Here is a 13,740-nt window from a genome sequence, read left to right on the forward strand (position 1 = left end):
ATGGCCGTGGAGAAGGTGCGTGGTGGGACTGGTTGCCCCACCACGCGTGCTGATGCTCTACGACTTCTGGAACAACGGCGGGATCACCGCCAGCTCGGCGCCGGTGTCGCGCGGATCGAGAAATGCACCGAGGTCCATGATCCGGTCGGCGTGCTGTTGCAGGTCCTCCATCGTGTGGTCGGGGTTGAAGTAGCCTTCACCGACCACGAATGCGACCCGTGCGACCTTGCCCGACGACGTGCTGAAAACCTGGCCGGTGACCGCGGTGTCGGGATGGCTCAGCCACAACACGGTCGGTGACACGATGGAGGCCGGTCCCATCGGAACGCGCCCACTGCGCAGATCGTCCTGCCAACTGTCCTGCTCCACCTCGATTCCGCCGAAGAACGCTTCCTGGTTCATCCGAGTGATGGCCATCGGCGCGATCGCATTCACCACGATCCCGTCGTCAGCCCCTTCCAGTGCGAGGTTCTTCGTCAGTGCTGCGACAGCGAGCTTGGCACTGCCGTAATGGCTGAGCTGCGGTGAACCGGCGAAGCCGGCGTTGGAGGTGGTGTTCACGATGCGGCCACCACCCTGACGTTTGAAGATCGGCCAGACGGCTTTGGACATGTGGTAGGTGCCGTAGAGGGTGACTGAGAGCATGCGGTCCCATTTCTCGTCCGTCATGTCTTCGAAGGTGGCGTAGGAAATGATGCCGGCGTTGTTGACCAATACGTCGACGCGGCCGAACTCCCGCACCGCAGTGTCGATCACAGCGGCCGCAGCCTCCGGGTCAGCGACGCTGTGCGTGTCGGCGACTGCCTTCCCTCCGAGCGCGGCGATCTCGTCGACTACCGTCTGGGCGACCGAAACGTCGTTGCCGTCCCCGTCGGAGGTGACTCCGAGATCGTTCACCACGACATTGGCGCCTCGCCTGGCGAATGCGAGCGCGTGTTCTCGGCCCAGGCCGCGACCCGCGCCGCTGATCACGACGACGCGATCTTGGAAGGATTGGGGTTCGGTCATGGCGCACTCCTCGATGATGTGCTTCGGGTGACGGAAAATGCGTTCAGGAGACGTGTGGTTCGGCTTCCAGCCAACTCCTTCTGGTAGCCGGTGGGACTCGTAGGTACGCTGCAAGAGCAGGTGACGAGTCGGCACGAGCTTCGCGCGGAAAGCGCACTCCGCTTCCTGCTCGAGTGCGGCTCGCAGGGGCAACTCCGAACCTCGGCGCACGATTCTCTTGGCCATCGCCACCGCCGTGCGGGGCATGGTCGCGATGCGCTGCGCGTGAGCCATGGCGGTGGCGACGGCGTCGTCGGCGAGTTCTTCGATCAGCCCCTGCTCGTAGGCCTCCCCGGGATGGACCGGTCGCGCGGACAGGCCGTGCAACAGCGCCCGTCCCGACCCGGCGAGACGGGCCATGCGGGTAAGCCCACGCGCACCCGGCACGATGCCGAGGCGTACCTCCACGAGCCCGTAGGGATGGTCGCCGCGTTCGCCGATGTGCGCGTCGGCGGCCAACGCCAGCTCGAACCCCCAGCCCATCGCGTCGCCGTTGAGGGCGGCGATCACGGGAAAGGGAAGCGTGTGCAGCCGCAGCGTCAGCGCCTGTGCGACCGCGCTGCGCCGAGGCGCGGTTATCGGATCCATCACACGCTGTCCGCTGAGGACTTCGTCGACATCGAAATGAGTGATGAACCGTCCGGGAACTCCGCGCCAGCACCAGCGCGCCGAGGCCCTCGGTCTCCCAACGGTCCAGGAGTGCTGAAAGCTTGGCGAGGCCAGCGTCGGTGAAGTAGTTCATCGGAGGTCTCGTCCACCTGGCCAGGACCACCTGTCCGTGCCGTTCCTCGGTCCAGGCGCCGGCGGGATCTTCGGTGGATTTCGTCCCGCTTTCCCCAATGTCCATGAGCACCTCTCTCGCGGGGCGGTCGGCCTGGCCGGTTCATCTTGTGTCTACCAACCGGTTGGCAGGTTATCTCGGTAGTGGGCTAACGGCAACTGGTCGGATGAAGGTTGCGCTTGCCGGAAATGTCATCCATCGAGGTCAGGCTGCGTGTTGGTACTCGTTGAGGATGCCGCCCAGACGCTCGCGTCCTCGTATGTCGAGACGAGCGATCTGGGTTGGATCGGCGATCGGCTCCGGCAAGAGGTGCAGTGGCCGGGCGTTCGCGATGCCTGGTGGGGCCGATGCGAGTTGTTGATCTCTTCGAACTTCCGCAGGGTGCTTGGGCCGTTGCGGGCTCTTCGGTGTCATGTCGAGCATCCACAGCAACTCGTTCGTCGCGAGCATTAGGGCCTCGTCCGCAACGACGTCAAGTTGTTCATGCTGCTGTCATGGCAGGGAGTGTTCGTAGCCCGATGGCCTCGGTTGTGGTCGTAGCGCTGCGGGTGCTCTGCTGGTCGAGCAATGCGGTGAGCGCTGTAGCCCAACGCTGTTGGAGTCCTTGGTGAAGGGCGGGTTTCGATTTCGGGGGCTACGTGGGAGTAGATGTGTTCGATCTTGTCCGGGATGACGTGGCCGAGGCGGCGGGCTTGGGCGACCTGTGGAATGCCGTCGGCGATGAGCCAGGTTTTGTGGCTGTGGCGGAAGCTGTGGAAGACCAAGCCCGGCACGATTGCCTGGAGATGGTGCCGGGCGCAGGGCTTGTGGAGGGTCCCATCGGCAGCGGGGCGCGTCGCGCGACGGGAGAAGTTGCTGCGGCGCAAAAGCTCGTTGTCCTTGGTGAGGAATACATGGGAATGGGAATGGGAGTGGGTGTCGAGATGGGCTCGGAGCATCTCGATGAGAAACGGCGGAAGGGAGATGGTACGGGCGGACTCCTCGGTCTTCGGCGGGCCTAGCCGGAGTTTCCCCGCTAGTCCGTTCTTGAGTGGTGTTTGTGCTGGCCAGCATGGGTTTCCGGGTGAGGTGGACGTATTACCTAATGCGGCTGGTGGCCTGGTCAGCGGGTGGGAGCGTAGCGGTGGATGTCGAACGTTCGGCGAGTTGTTTCTGGGTAGGGGTTGTCTCGGTGAGCATGCGCTGTGCGCGGGGGCGGCCTTTGCCGCCGTCGTGGTAGAGCAGGACGGTTTCCTGGATGCCGCCGAGTTCGTCGAGCAGTTCCCGCACGGACAGGTGCAGGCCCGCGTGTTTTGCTTGGCGACGCATCAGGTGCGTGACAGCGAGGGCCAGCACACAGTAGAAGACATGTACCCGGATCTTGGAGTCGGTCCAGTGGTGCATCGGGGAAAACGACACCACGTGCGGGTCTTTCATCTGCCGGAACCCGGACTCGACCTCAGATTGCGACCGGTAGGCGGCGACCACCTCTGCGACGGTCCACTCAGTACGGTTGGTGAACAGGATCCGCTTGCCGAAGAACCGGTTCTCCAGACGTTTGCGGGCTTTCTGGTCGGTGCGCCACGCCAGCGGAACTCGGCCGGGGTGTGGCCGGTCAGGGTGATGGTGAGGACCTCGCCGACCCAGCGAGGCCGGAAAATCGCGGCGATCTCGGCTTCCACGGCCGAGAACGGCGCGCTGCTCATGCTTTCCGCGCCGCCGGCCAGCACCACGTCGCTGACGCCGGTCTGCACCTGGATCGCGGCGTCCAGCACGGACTGCAGGCCGGATCCGCAACGCCGGTCCACCTGGGTGCCGCCGACCTCGACGGGCAGGCCCGCGTCCAGCGCGGCGACGCGGCCGATCGCCGGGGCGTCGGAGTTCGGGTAGGACTGGCCGAGGATCACCTCGTCGATCGCCCCACCGGGCAGCCCGGTGCGCTCCACCAGGGCGTTGATCATCGTCGAGGCCAGTTCGACGACCGGCACGGTCTTGAACACCCCGCCGAACCGGCCGATCGGGGTCCGCAGCGGTTCGCAGATCACCGCTTAGCGCATCGCTTGCTCCTTCGAGTCCCGGTGGCGGCCGCTCCGCCGCCGGTTCGTTCGTAGCACAGCGCCGCGAGCAGAGGAAACACGCGGGATTATGTAAGACACCGTCTCACTGATATGCCATCGGTATTGGACGGTATTGGCGTGTCGTGCGAAGGTGCGTCGGAGAAACCTTGGGAGGTCGACCATGCAGTGGGCGCAGCGGGTCAACACCGTGCGGGTGATCGGCACCGGCGTGATGGGACGCGGCATCGCGCAACTGGCAGCGGCCGCCGGGCTGACCGTGGAGCTCGCAGACGCCCGCCCGGAGGCCGTGTCGGCCGCGGTGGACCACGTCGGGCAGATGTTCGACAAGCTCGCGGGCAAGGGTCGGATGACCATCGAGGACGCCGCCGCGGCGCGGGACCGGCTGCGGCCGGTCGACGACTCGCTGGCGCCCGCAGAGTGCGACCTGGTGATCGAGGCCGTCCGTGAGGATCTGCAGACCAAGCGCGAGCTGTTCGCCGAGCTGGAGAAGATCTGCCCGCCGAACACCGTGTTCGCCACCAACACCAGCTCGCTGGCGGTGACCTCGATCGCCACCGCGCTCGCCGACCCGAGCCGGCTGGTGGGGCTGCACTTCTTCAACCCGGTCCCGCTGATGCGCCTGGTCGAGGTCATCCCCGGCGCCCGGACCGCCGACTGGCTCCCGGATGCGCTCGTCGAGCTGGTGCGGCGGCTGGGCCACCAGCCGGTGCGCGCCACCGACACCCCGGGCTTCCTGGTCAACCACGCAGGTCGCGGACTCATCACCGAGGCCCTGCAGATCCTGGGCGAAGACCTGGCCGCGCCCGCCGAGATCGACCGGATCTGCCGCGACGTGCTGGGCCTGCGGATGGGCCCGTTCGAGCTGATGGACCTCACTGCCCTGGACGTCACGCACCCGGCGACGGAAAGCATCTGGTCCGGCTACTACGGCGACCCCAGGCTGAGGCCGTCGCCGATCACCCGCGCCCGCCTGGAAGCGGGGCTGCTCGGGCGCAAGGTCGGCGAAGGCTTCTACACCTACGTCGACGGGGTGAAGCAGGAGCAGCCCGAGCCGCAGGTGCCGCCGGCGGAGACGCGCCCGATCTGGTCGGACAACCCGGAGCTGCTCGACGCGCTGGAAGCGGCGGGCGTGCCGGTGGAGTGCGGCGACGAGCCTTCCGACGCGGCGGTCATCCTCCTGGCGCCGTACGGCCACAGCGCCGCGACCGCTGCGCTTTCGGCCGACCTGCCCCCGGCGCGGGTCTGCGGGGTGGATCCGCTCAGCACGGAGAAGCGGTTCACGCTGACCGTGCACCCGGCGACCGATCCGGAACTCGCGCGCTCGGCCTGGGCGGCGCTGGCCGCGACCGGCCGGGCGGTGACAGTCGTCCGTGACGGGGCGGGCATGATCGCGCAGCGCCTGCTGGCGTCGATCGTGAACACCAGCTGCTTCATCGCTGAGCAGCGGCTCGCCACGCCCGCCGACATCGACACCGCGGTGCGTCTCGCGCTCGGCTACCCGCGCGGCCCCCTGGAGTGGGGTCAGCACATCGGCCCGTGCCGCGTGCTGACCGTGCTGCGCGGCCTCCACTCGGCCACCGGCGACCCACGCTACCGGCCCAGCCGCTGGCTGGTCGAACGCGCCGAACTCGGCCTCGAACTCACCCGAACCGGCACCACGCCGAAAGACCTGCTCGCCTGACCCGCGGCTCCCCGGCGGCTGAAGAGCACGGCCTGTCCGCTCCTATCGAGACGAATGGTCCGTTCGCCTCGAACCACGAAGGGCGCGACGCTATTGGAGCGAACAGCCTGTTCACCTCATCTACCGAGATGAATTGACGGTTCGCTCCTCCTAATGGGACGAGCGGTCCGTTCGCCTCGAACCGCCAGTCCGGCGTGCGGCAGCACAACACGAAGCGCGAGATGCAAGAGGACCACTGTGGACTTTGAACTCACCGATACCCAGGTCGCTTTCCGGGAGATGGCGGCGCAGTTCGTCAACGCCGAGATCGTGCCGCACGTGCGCGAATGGGACCGCCGTGAGGAGGCCGACCTGGGGATCGTGCGCAAGCTCGGCGAACTCGGCTTCCTCGGCCTGACGCTCCCGGACGAGTACGGCGGCGTCGAAGCCGACATGGTCAGCTACGCGCTGGTCATCGAGGAGCTCGGGCGCGGCGACTCCTCGGTGCGCTGACCACCCGCGTCCACCGAGATGGCGAAGACTGGGTGATCACCGGCCAGAAGATGTTCATCACCAACGGAACCTGGGCCAAGGTCGCGCTGCTGTTCGCGCGACGAGGGCGGCCGCGGCATCACCGCGTTCCTGGTGCTCACCGACTCGCCCGGTTTCACCGCGAACACGGTGCACGGCAAGCTCGGCCTGCGCGGCCAGGCGACCGCCGAGCTGGTGCTGGACGAGGTCCGGGTGCCTGATTCGGCGCGGCTCGGCGAGGTCGGCAAGGGCCTGGGCATCGCACTGGGCGCGCTGACGAAGGGCCGGATCTCGGTCGCGGCCGGCGCGGTCGGCGTGGCGCAGGCCGCGCTGTCGGCGGCGACCCGCTACGCGGGGGAGCGCGTGCAGTTCGGCAAGCCGATCGCGGCGCGCCAGTTGGTGCAGGAACTGCTCGCCGACTCCGCCGTCGAGGTCGAAGCCGCCCGGCTGCTGACCCTGCGCGCGGGGTCGCTGGCCGAACGCGGCGTCTCCCGCCAGGAGCTGACCACCGCGTCGTCGATGGCGAAGCTGCACGCCAGTGAGACCGCCGTCCGGGTATCCAACAACGCGCTGCAGGTCTTCGGCGGCTACGGCTTCATCGACGAGTATCCGGTGGGCAAGTACGTCCGGGACGCGCGCGTGCTGACGTTGTACGAGGGCACCAGCCAGGTCCAGAAGCTGATCATCGGCCGCGCCCTCACGGGAGTGGACGCCCTCATGTAATCCGGGTTCGTTGCGATTTCAAGGGAAACCACCGCGGTGGTTTCCCTTGAATCGATGCGCCCCGGGGCAAGTCCCTGTTCCGGGGTACCTGACGGTATTTCGCCGGGATCGCTATCGTGAGGCGAACTGGAAACTAAGTTTCCAGTTTCCGCCGCCAGAATCGAGAGTCGCAACTGCGGCTCCGCTCTTCGACCGAAGAGGATCGATGAGGTGGCAGAACTCCGTCCGAGCCGTCACGATCGCCGCGGCATTGCTGCTGACCAGCACCGCGGCCCAGGCCACAACCCAAGAACCCGAGCTGAATCTCGTTGCTGCCAACGGGATTCTGTCCGTCTGCGGCAAGACCCTGTGCAACAACAGCGGTGCTCCCGTGCAGCTGCGCGGCATGAGCACGCACGGCCTGCAGTGGTACAGCCAGTGCGTCAACGACCAGTCGCTGGACGCGCTGGCCCGGGACTGGCAGGCCGATGTGCTGCGGATCTCCATGTACATCCAGGAAGGCGGCTACGAGGAAGACCCGGCCAAGTTCACCGAGATGGTCGACCAGTACGTCGTGGCTGCCAGCCAATGAGGCATGTACGCGATCATCGACTGGCACATGCTCGACCCGGGTGACCCGAACTACAACCTGGAGCGGGCCAAGACCTTCTTCACCGAGATGGCCCAGCGGCACAAGGACAAGACCAACGTCCTCTACGAGATCGCCAACGAGCCCAGCGGCATCGAGTGGTCCCAGATCAAGAGCTACGCCGAGGAGATCATCCCGGTGATCCGCGAGCAGGACCCGGACTCGGTCGTGCTGGTCGGCACCCGGGCCTGGTCGTCGCTGGGGGTTTCCGAGGACTCCAACGAGCAGGAGATCGTCGACAACCCGGTCAACTCCGACAACTCATGTACACGTTCCACTTCTACGCGGCCTCCACGGCGCGGAGTACCTGGACACGTTGTCGCGCGCGGCCGACAAGCTGCCGATGTTCGTCACCGAGTTCGTCACCGAGTTCGGCACGCAGGAGGCCGCCGGCGACGGCAACGACGACTTCGACATGGCGCAGCAGTACGTCGACCTGATGGCCCAGAAGAACATCAGCTGGACCAAACTGGAACTACTCCGACGACTCCCGCTCCGGCGCGGTGTTCAAGGAGGGGACCTGCGACAACGGCCCGTACCCGGGCACCGACCAGCTCAAGCCCGCGGGCGTGTAGGTCCGCGAGCGGGTCAAGTGAGGGGATACCTGGTGCGGAGACTGCTCGGCACGGGGGTCGCGCTCGCCGCAGCTCTGGCGCTGCCGGCCGCAGTACCGGATGAGGTGCCGGCCCCGGCACCGCTGGCTGCGACCGCAACCGATGAATCGCGCATCCCGGCGCCGCTGTGGACGGACGAAACCGATTGCGGCACTTCGGTTTTCGAGGGAATCGAGACCAAGCCGGGAAGCGTCGAGGTGGTGTTTGATCCACAGGGGCAGCACGGTGACGTGTACCGGCTGCACACCTCCGGGGAGCAGGAGGGCTCCGAGTGGGCGTGGGTGGAGACCCGGGGCCACAAGACCCCGGACGGCGACCGGCTCCGGTTCACCGAAGGCGACACCTACTACATCGGCTGGAAGTCGATGTGGGGGCCGTTGCCGACCAAGACAGGGGACTGGGTCGCGTTGTGGCAGATCAAGGACTACGGCTCGGGAGCCGCCACGCCGCCCCGGTCGCTGCGAGCCCGCGGCGACGTGCTCGACCTGGAGTACTGCGATCCGGACATGAAGATGACGCAGCTGTGGAAGATCCCGCTGCCCAAGGACAGCTGGAACAGCTTCGTCGTCGGCGTGCGCATCTCCAGCGACCCGTTCAAAGGCTGGGTCCACTTCTGGCACAACGGCGAAGAGCAGGTCCTCAATGGACAGACCCAGCTGCCGGCTGCGATGCTGTGCGCCGACTTTGTGACCGACAAGTGGGGTGTGTACCGATCCGACGGCATCACCGGCGAGGCCACGGCCTACCTGGCCGATGCCAAGGTCGGCACGTCGTACGAAGACGTGTCCGGCTGACGGCTGTGCGACGAGGGCCGTGAGTCTTTTGGGTAGCTATGCCCGGATCCACCGGTGTTGTGGTGAAAGTTTGTGCAGGCGGGGGTCGTGTTGTGGTGGGGCAGATGCCCTCTGGCCTGGGATGATTGTTCTTGGAAGAGAGACAATCGGTTCCTGGATGAGAGGGCATCTGCTGGATGCAAGCATCGCATAGTGCCGGCGCGGTGTCGGTGAGGTTCGGTGATCCGAATCTCGTGTCGTGTGCGGGATTGGTGCCGGTATTGCGGCTGGCCGAGCAGGTCGGTGTGGCTGATCTGGCTGAGCAGACGGTGAAATTGTCGCCGGATGTGGGGGCGGCGGGGGCGAATCCCGGTGTGAAGGTGTCGTCGATCGTGGCGGGGATGGCCTGTGGTGCGGACTCGTTCGAGATCTGGGTGTGATCCGCCACGGTGGCATGTCGCGGTTGTTCGACGGGATCCGGGCGCCCTCGACACTGGGCACGTTTCTGCGTGGGTTCACCTATGGTCATGTGGCGCAGCTGGAGAAGCTGGGCCGGATCGTGCTGGAACGCCTGGCCGGGCGGTGCGGGTTGTTGCCGGGGGCCGATGAGCTGGTGTTCGTCGATATCGACTCGAAGATCAAAGAGGTCTACGGGGCGGAGAAGCAGGGCTCGGCGTATGGGTATACGAAGGTGCGGGGCCTGAACTATCTGATGGCCACGATCTCCACCCCCGGTACGGCGCCGGTGGTGGCGGCGACCCGGATGCGGGGCGGTAACGCCAATTCCGCCCGCGGCGCGGCGTCACTGATCACCTCGGCGATCAAGACGGCCCGGGCGTGTGGTGCGACGGGGACGATCGTGGTGCGGGGTGATTCGGCGTTTTTCACGGGCCCGGTCATCGCCGCGATCCGCAAAGCCGGGGCGTTTTTCTCGGTCACCGCCAAACACACCGCGTCCGTGAAGGCCGCGATCGCCGGGATCGAGGAGAACACATGGCAGACCGTGCGTTTCAACCGGCCGGTCTTCGACGACCGCGCCAAGCAGTGGATCTATGAGGGCGAGATCGCCGAAACGACACTGGAGGCGTTCACCAACGTCACCCAGAATCCCGGCCGTGCGGTCACCGCCCGGCTGATCGTGCGCCGGACCCGGATCATCACCATCGATGCCTGTTTGATCTCCAGGGCGGTGGGTTCGTTGAGCCTGCGGTCGCCCCAGTGTTCGGTCACTCGTTTCCAGTAGGTGCCGTAGACCCGTCTGGTTCCGGGGCTGACGGCGGCGGCGACCTTGGGGATGTATTCGGCGAAGGTCGGGGCTGCCGGCCGGGTTGTGGGAGAGTTCACGAGGTCGTGTGGGGAGACGCCGAGGCGGGCGAGGAGGACGGGGTCGCCGGTATGGATGCCGCAGCGGGTGCGAGCGGCGAATGGAAGCACGATGTGGGGCGTGCCCGGCAGCTGATGGATTCCACACGGGTCCGGACTGAGGACAAGTACGTCCGAGATCACGCTGAGGTTGATTCTCTGGCCGGGATGCCATCGCAGTGTGTGCAGGATCGGCCGGGCCGATATCCGGCCGGAGAGATCCACCCGGCCTATCCCGTAGGTCGCCGAAAGCTGCTGCGGTCCGGCAACGGTAGGCATCGGCAAGCCCCGGCCGCCGCCACGCAGCGGGCCGCTGGGCTGGGCCGTCTTCCTTTTAGGTGGGACCAGGCCCGCCACGACGCGCTCACCCATGGCCGCCACCACCTCGGCGACCAGCGCACACCAGGCGAGAAGCGACCAGCGAACGAAAGCAACCGCAGTGGCGAACTGACCACTGCGGGCTGCGGTACGACCACCTTGCTTGGTGGGGAATTTCACCAGTTTTTGTGTCCGAGGGGGGGAGCCCGATGACTCATGTCAAGATGCCCGCGAACGGGGTTTCGTTGACTCAGATGATTTTGCCCGGGATGGTTGGGGTGGGGTGGTGGGCAGGCGTGCTGGTTGCTTGGCGGTGACGAGCACGAGAAGCCGGTCGTTGATGGCGTGGATGTCGCGGCGGATCTGGGCGGGGTTGAGCGTGCGGTACCGGCGGGTGAGCGCTGTCTTGATCTGCTTCGGGATGTTCGTGTCGGCCAGGACCCGTTGGTACGGGGTGCGGGCGGTGTCGTATTTTTTTGATCACTTTGGCGCCTTCGCGGTGTTTGGAGAGCAGTTTTTGTTGTGGGGAAAAGAAATTGATCTGCAGGCGCAGCAGGCGTAGATCTCGTTGAGCAGCTCGAGTTCGGCCGGGGTGTCGTAGCGGTGATACCCGACCGCCTGGCGCACCACCGACCAGTTCTTCTGCTCGACGTGGCAGCCGTCGTTCTTGTTGCCCGGCCGTGACCGGGTGAAGGTGATCTTGTTTTTCTCGCAGAAGCGCCGCAGGTGATCGTTGATGAACTCCGACCCGTTGTCGGAGTCGATACCCAGCACGGGGAACGGGAATGCGTCCAGAATGCCTTGCAGGGCCGGGAAAACCCACTTCTGGGCCTTGTTGCGCACCGCGGCGGTTTCGGTCCAGTTGGTGGCGATGTCGGTCACCGTCAGGGTGTGGCAGAAGTCGCCGCTGGGGTTGCCGCCCTCGTGCCCGACGAGATCGATTTCGACGAACCCGGGGGTGTTCTCGTTCCAGTCCGCCCAGGTGCGGATCGGGATCTGCGACTTCAAAAGTGACCCCGGCTTGGTGCCCGAGCGGCCCTTGAGCTGCATCTTCTTGCGGTCCGACGCCAGGCGGCGGTCGATGGTGGCCGCCGACATCGACACCAGCTTCGCCCGCACCCCGGGCTCCAGGTCGAGCTCACCGGCCCGCTCCAGCACCGCCACGATCTCGGGCAGGAACGGGGCCAGCCGCTTACCGGTCGGCGCGTCCAGCACCGCCCAGATCTTCCGTAACGGCACCAGCACGTCCTCGCCATACACCGGTGGCCGCTGTTTCCGTTTCCTGGCAACGGGTTTCGGTCCCAGTGCCAGCCGCAGCGCCTTCCGCGCGTGGTCGCGGTGCCAGCCCGTCAGCTCGCACAACTCCGCCAAGATCACGGTCTTGTCCTTTTTGGACGCCGAACGATACCGGATCGCGGTTGCCTTCGTCACGGCCTTGCGCTGGCTCATCGTTAGTCCCATCGGTCACGATGAGCACACCAGCCCCCACAGGTGACGCACGACACGCCGTACGCGGGCATTCTTACGTGAGGCAACGACTCATCTACGCGGGCATTTTGGATGAGTCAACGCGCGCGACCGCGGGCAGCATGCGGTAGACCCGCCGGCCTTCAGCGGTGGCGGTGGTGTCGATGCCCTGCTCCAGGAACCGGAACGCGACGTCGCGTTGCCGGAACTCGTCCGGGAGCTAGACGAGATGCGCGGTCGAGCGCCCGACTCGAGCCAGGCGGGTGCACGCGAGCACGTCTTCGGCGCGCGGCACCTTGTTCACCACGTCCCACTGCGCCCGGTGCTCGATAGCGGGAGGTCTGGACTCTCGAACCTCAATCTGTATATTCTTCGTCATGAGAATATACGATCAGCCTCTCTGCTGGTCGTGCTCCCATCACGGAGGTCAACGGTGACCGACTCGCAGATCGCTGCCCGTAGTGCTGATGGCACTCCGGGGGTTGATCCCGCCTTGCAATCCAGCCGCCGCATGCGGAACCGGGTGCTCCTGTCGAGCTTCTTCGGGTCCGTCATCGAGTGGTACGACTTCTACCTCTTTGGCATCGCGGCCGCGGCGGTGTTCAACCAGCTGTTCTTCCCCGAGTTCAGCTCTGTGGCGGGCACTCTCGCTTCGTTCGGGACACTCGCTGCGGGCTTCATCGCCCGACCCCTTGGCGGCATCATTTGGGGGCATTTCGGCGACAAGGTCGGCCGTAAGGGCATGCTCGTGCTTTCGATTGTCTTGATGGGGGTCTCGACGACTGTTGTGGGCTTGCTTCCCACCTACGCGACGCTCGGCATCTGGGCACCGCTATTGCTGGTGTTGATGCGGCTGATCCAGGGTGTCTCCGCAGGTGGTGAATGGGGCGGCGCGGTGCTCATGACCATGGAGCACTCGCCCAAGCGTCGGGGCCTGTCCAGCTCGGTAGCGCAGATGGGCCTTTATGGCGGAATCTTGCTGGCCAACGGTGTGTTCGCGCTGGCCTCGGCTGCGACCGGGGACGCCTTCCTGGATTGGGGTTGGCGCATCCCGTTCCTGATCTCTGCCGTGCTCGTGGTGATCGGTTTGTGGATCCGGCTCGGGGTCGAGGAAAGCCCGATCTTCAAGCAGGCCCGAAAGCCCGCTGACCAGTCGACAGGGGAGAAGTCCCGCGTGCCGCTCGTCGACGTCCTCCGCAATCCGAAGAACCTGCTGCTGTCGATCGCGCTCGTGTTTGGTGCGTTCGCGGCGAGCGCTGTGTATGGCACCTGGATTGTCAGCTACGGCATCCAGGATGGCTTCCCCAGAGCGGAAATCCTGAAGGCGGTGCTGATCGCTGCGGCGATCGGCCTCGTGTTTCAGCCGGTGTTCGCCTACCTGTCCGATTGCTGGGGCCGTCGCGTGGTCGTCGGGGTCGGCGCGGTGCTGCAGGCGCTCAGCATTCCGGTCATGTTCGCACTGATGGACAGCGGCAGCGTCGGTGCGATGTACCTGGGCATCTCGCTGGCGGCGTTCACGCACGCCATCGTCTATAGCCCGCTCGGTGCGTGGCTGGGCGAGCTGTTCCCCACGACTCAGCGTTACACCGGCGCCTCGCTCGGCTACCAGATCGCCGGCACGGTCGGCGGCGGGTTCACCCCGCTGATCTGCACCTCGCTGGTCGCCGTCTCGGGCGGTGGCACAGCAGGAATCTCCCTGTTCATCGGGGCGACCTGCCTGCTCACGGTGATCGCGGTGTTCTTCGCCGCCGAGACCAGCCGCAGTGCCCTGTAAGTCGC

General features: G+C 66.1%; 10 protein-coding genes and 3 pseudogenes. 7 read left to right on the forward strand and 6 right to left on the reverse strand.

All coding sequences use genetic code 11. The annotated features are described in order from the left end of the window. Window positions 1–57: 57 nt before the first annotated feature. The 5 genes and pseudogenes from FDZ84_RS28080 to FDZ84_RS28100 form a co-directional block, all read right to left on the reverse strand. Window positions 58–1,635, reverse strand: a complete 1,578-nt coding sequence (locus tag FDZ84_RS28080; protein ID WP_246869241.1) for an SDR family NAD(P)-dependent oxidoreductase — start codon at window positions 1,633–1,635, stop codon at window positions 58–60. Between the two features lie 397 nt (window positions 1,636–2,032). Then, window positions 2,033–2,278, reverse strand: coding sequence for a hypothetical protein (locus tag FDZ84_RS28085; RefSeq protein WP_210435155.1), 246 nt, complete (start codon window positions 2,276–2,278; stop codon window positions 2,033–2,035). Next, on the reverse strand, window positions 2,278–2,766 hold the full coding sequence (locus FDZ84_RS28090) for a hypothetical protein (protein ID WP_168588327.1): 489 nt from the start codon (window positions 2,764–2,766) through the stop codon (window positions 2,278–2,280). Before FDZ84_RS28090 ends, FDZ84_RS28085 begins: the two co-directional genes overlap by 1 nt. A gap of 139 nt (window positions 2,767–2,905) precedes the next feature. Beyond that, the gene (locus FDZ84_RS38100) at window positions 2,906–3,244 is read right to left on the reverse strand and encodes a hypothetical protein (RefSeq protein WP_210435156.1); all 339 of its coding nucleotides are present in this window, start codon (window positions 3,242–3,244) and stop codon (window positions 2,906–2,908) included. Between the two features lie 245 nt (window positions 3,245–3,489). Further along, window positions 3,490–3,852 (reverse strand): annotated as a pseudogene (locus FDZ84_RS28100) (acetyl-CoA C-acyltransferase); the annotation flags it as partial. 193 nt (window positions 3,853–4,045) lie between these two features. Between FDZ84_RS28100 and FDZ84_RS28105 the strand changes: the two are divergent. The 6 genes and pseudogenes from FDZ84_RS28105 (at window position 4,046) to FDZ84_RS28125 (ending at window position 10,057) form a co-directional block, all read left to right on the forward strand. After that, window positions 4,046–5,566, forward strand: a complete 1,521-nt coding sequence (locus tag FDZ84_RS28105) for a 3-hydroxyacyl-CoA dehydrogenase (protein ID WP_168588328.1) — start codon at window positions 4,046–4,048, stop codon at window positions 5,564–5,566. A gap of 237 nt (window positions 5,567–5,803) precedes the next feature. After that, window positions 5,804–6,799: pseudogene (locus tag FDZ84_RS39430) on the forward strand (acyl-CoA dehydrogenase family protein). Between the two features lie 385 nt (window positions 6,800–7,184). Then, window positions 7,185–7,628 (forward strand): annotated as a pseudogene (locus FDZ84_RS39435) (glycoside hydrolase family 5 protein); the annotation flags it as partial. A 115-nt stretch (window positions 7,629–7,743) separates the two neighbouring features. After that, complete coding sequence (locus FDZ84_RS28120; protein ID WP_246868481.1) at window positions 7,744–8,835, forward strand: heparin lyase I family protein; 1,092 nt, start codon at window positions 7,744–7,746, stop codon at window positions 8,833–8,835. Window positions 8,836–9,095: 260 nt separating this feature from the next. Beyond that, window positions 9,096–9,254, forward strand: a complete 159-nt coding sequence (locus FDZ84_RS39445) for a hypothetical protein (RefSeq protein WP_246868482.1) — start codon at window positions 9,096–9,098, stop codon at window positions 9,252–9,254. Window positions 9,255–9,268: 14 nt separating this feature from the next. Continuing rightward, window positions 9,269–10,057 (forward strand): transposase, encoded by a 789-nt coding sequence (locus FDZ84_RS28125; RefSeq protein WP_246868483.1) that lies wholly within the window; start codon window positions 9,269–9,271, stop codon window positions 10,055–10,057. Between the two features lie 917 nt (window positions 10,058–10,974). Here the strand turns inward: FDZ84_RS28125 and FDZ84_RS28130 are convergent. After that, window positions 10,975–11,943, reverse strand: a complete 969-nt coding sequence (locus FDZ84_RS28130) for a DDE-type integrase/transposase/recombinase (RefSeq protein ID WP_210435159.1) — start codon at window positions 11,941–11,943, stop codon at window positions 10,975–10,977. 217 nt (window positions 11,944–12,160) lie between these two features. Here FDZ84_RS28130 and FDZ84_RS28140 point away from each other — a divergent pair, with 217 nt between their 5' ends. Next, window positions 12,161–13,735, forward strand: coding sequence for an MFS transporter (locus FDZ84_RS28140; protein WP_210435160.1), 1,575 nt, complete (start codon window positions 12,161–12,163; stop codon window positions 13,733–13,735). Window positions 13,736–13,740 lie beyond the last annotated feature (5 nt).

This window comes from Saccharopolyspora sp. ASAGF58, from assembly GCF_012277335.1.
GTDB lineage: Bacteria > Actinomycetota > Actinomycetes > Mycobacteriales > Pseudonocardiaceae > Saccharopolyspora > Saccharopolyspora hattusasensis.

Excerpts from the sequence above, each read along its gene's own strand:
- FDZ84_RS28130 (WP_210435159.1), bottom strand. The coding sequence starts at position 11,943 with ATGAGCCAGCGCAAGGCCGTGACGAAGGCAACCGCGATCCGGTATCGT.
- FDZ84_RS28090 (WP_168588327.1), bottom strand. The coding sequence starts at position 2,766 with ATGCTCCGAGCCCATCTCGACACCCACTCCCATTCCCATTCCCATGTA.
- FDZ84_RS38100 (WP_210435156.1), bottom strand. The coding sequence starts at position 3,244 with ATGAAAGACCCGCACGTGGTGTCGTTTTCCCCGATGCACCACTGGACC.
- FDZ84_RS28085 (WP_210435155.1), bottom strand. The coding sequence starts at position 2,278 with ATGCTCGCGACGAACGAGTTGCTGTGGATGCTCGACATGACACCGAAG.
- FDZ84_RS28125 (WP_246868483.1), top strand. The coding sequence starts at position 9,269 with ATGTCGCGGTTGTTCGACGGGATCCGGGCGCCCTCGACACTGGGCACG.
- FDZ84_RS28105 (WP_168588328.1), top strand. The coding sequence starts at position 4,046 with ATGCAGTGGGCGCAGCGGGTCAACACCGTGCGGGTGATCGGCACCGGC.
- FDZ84_RS28080 (WP_246869241.1), bottom strand. The coding sequence starts at position 1,635 with ATGGATCCGATAACCGCGCCTCGGCGCAGCGCGGTCGCACAGGCGCTG.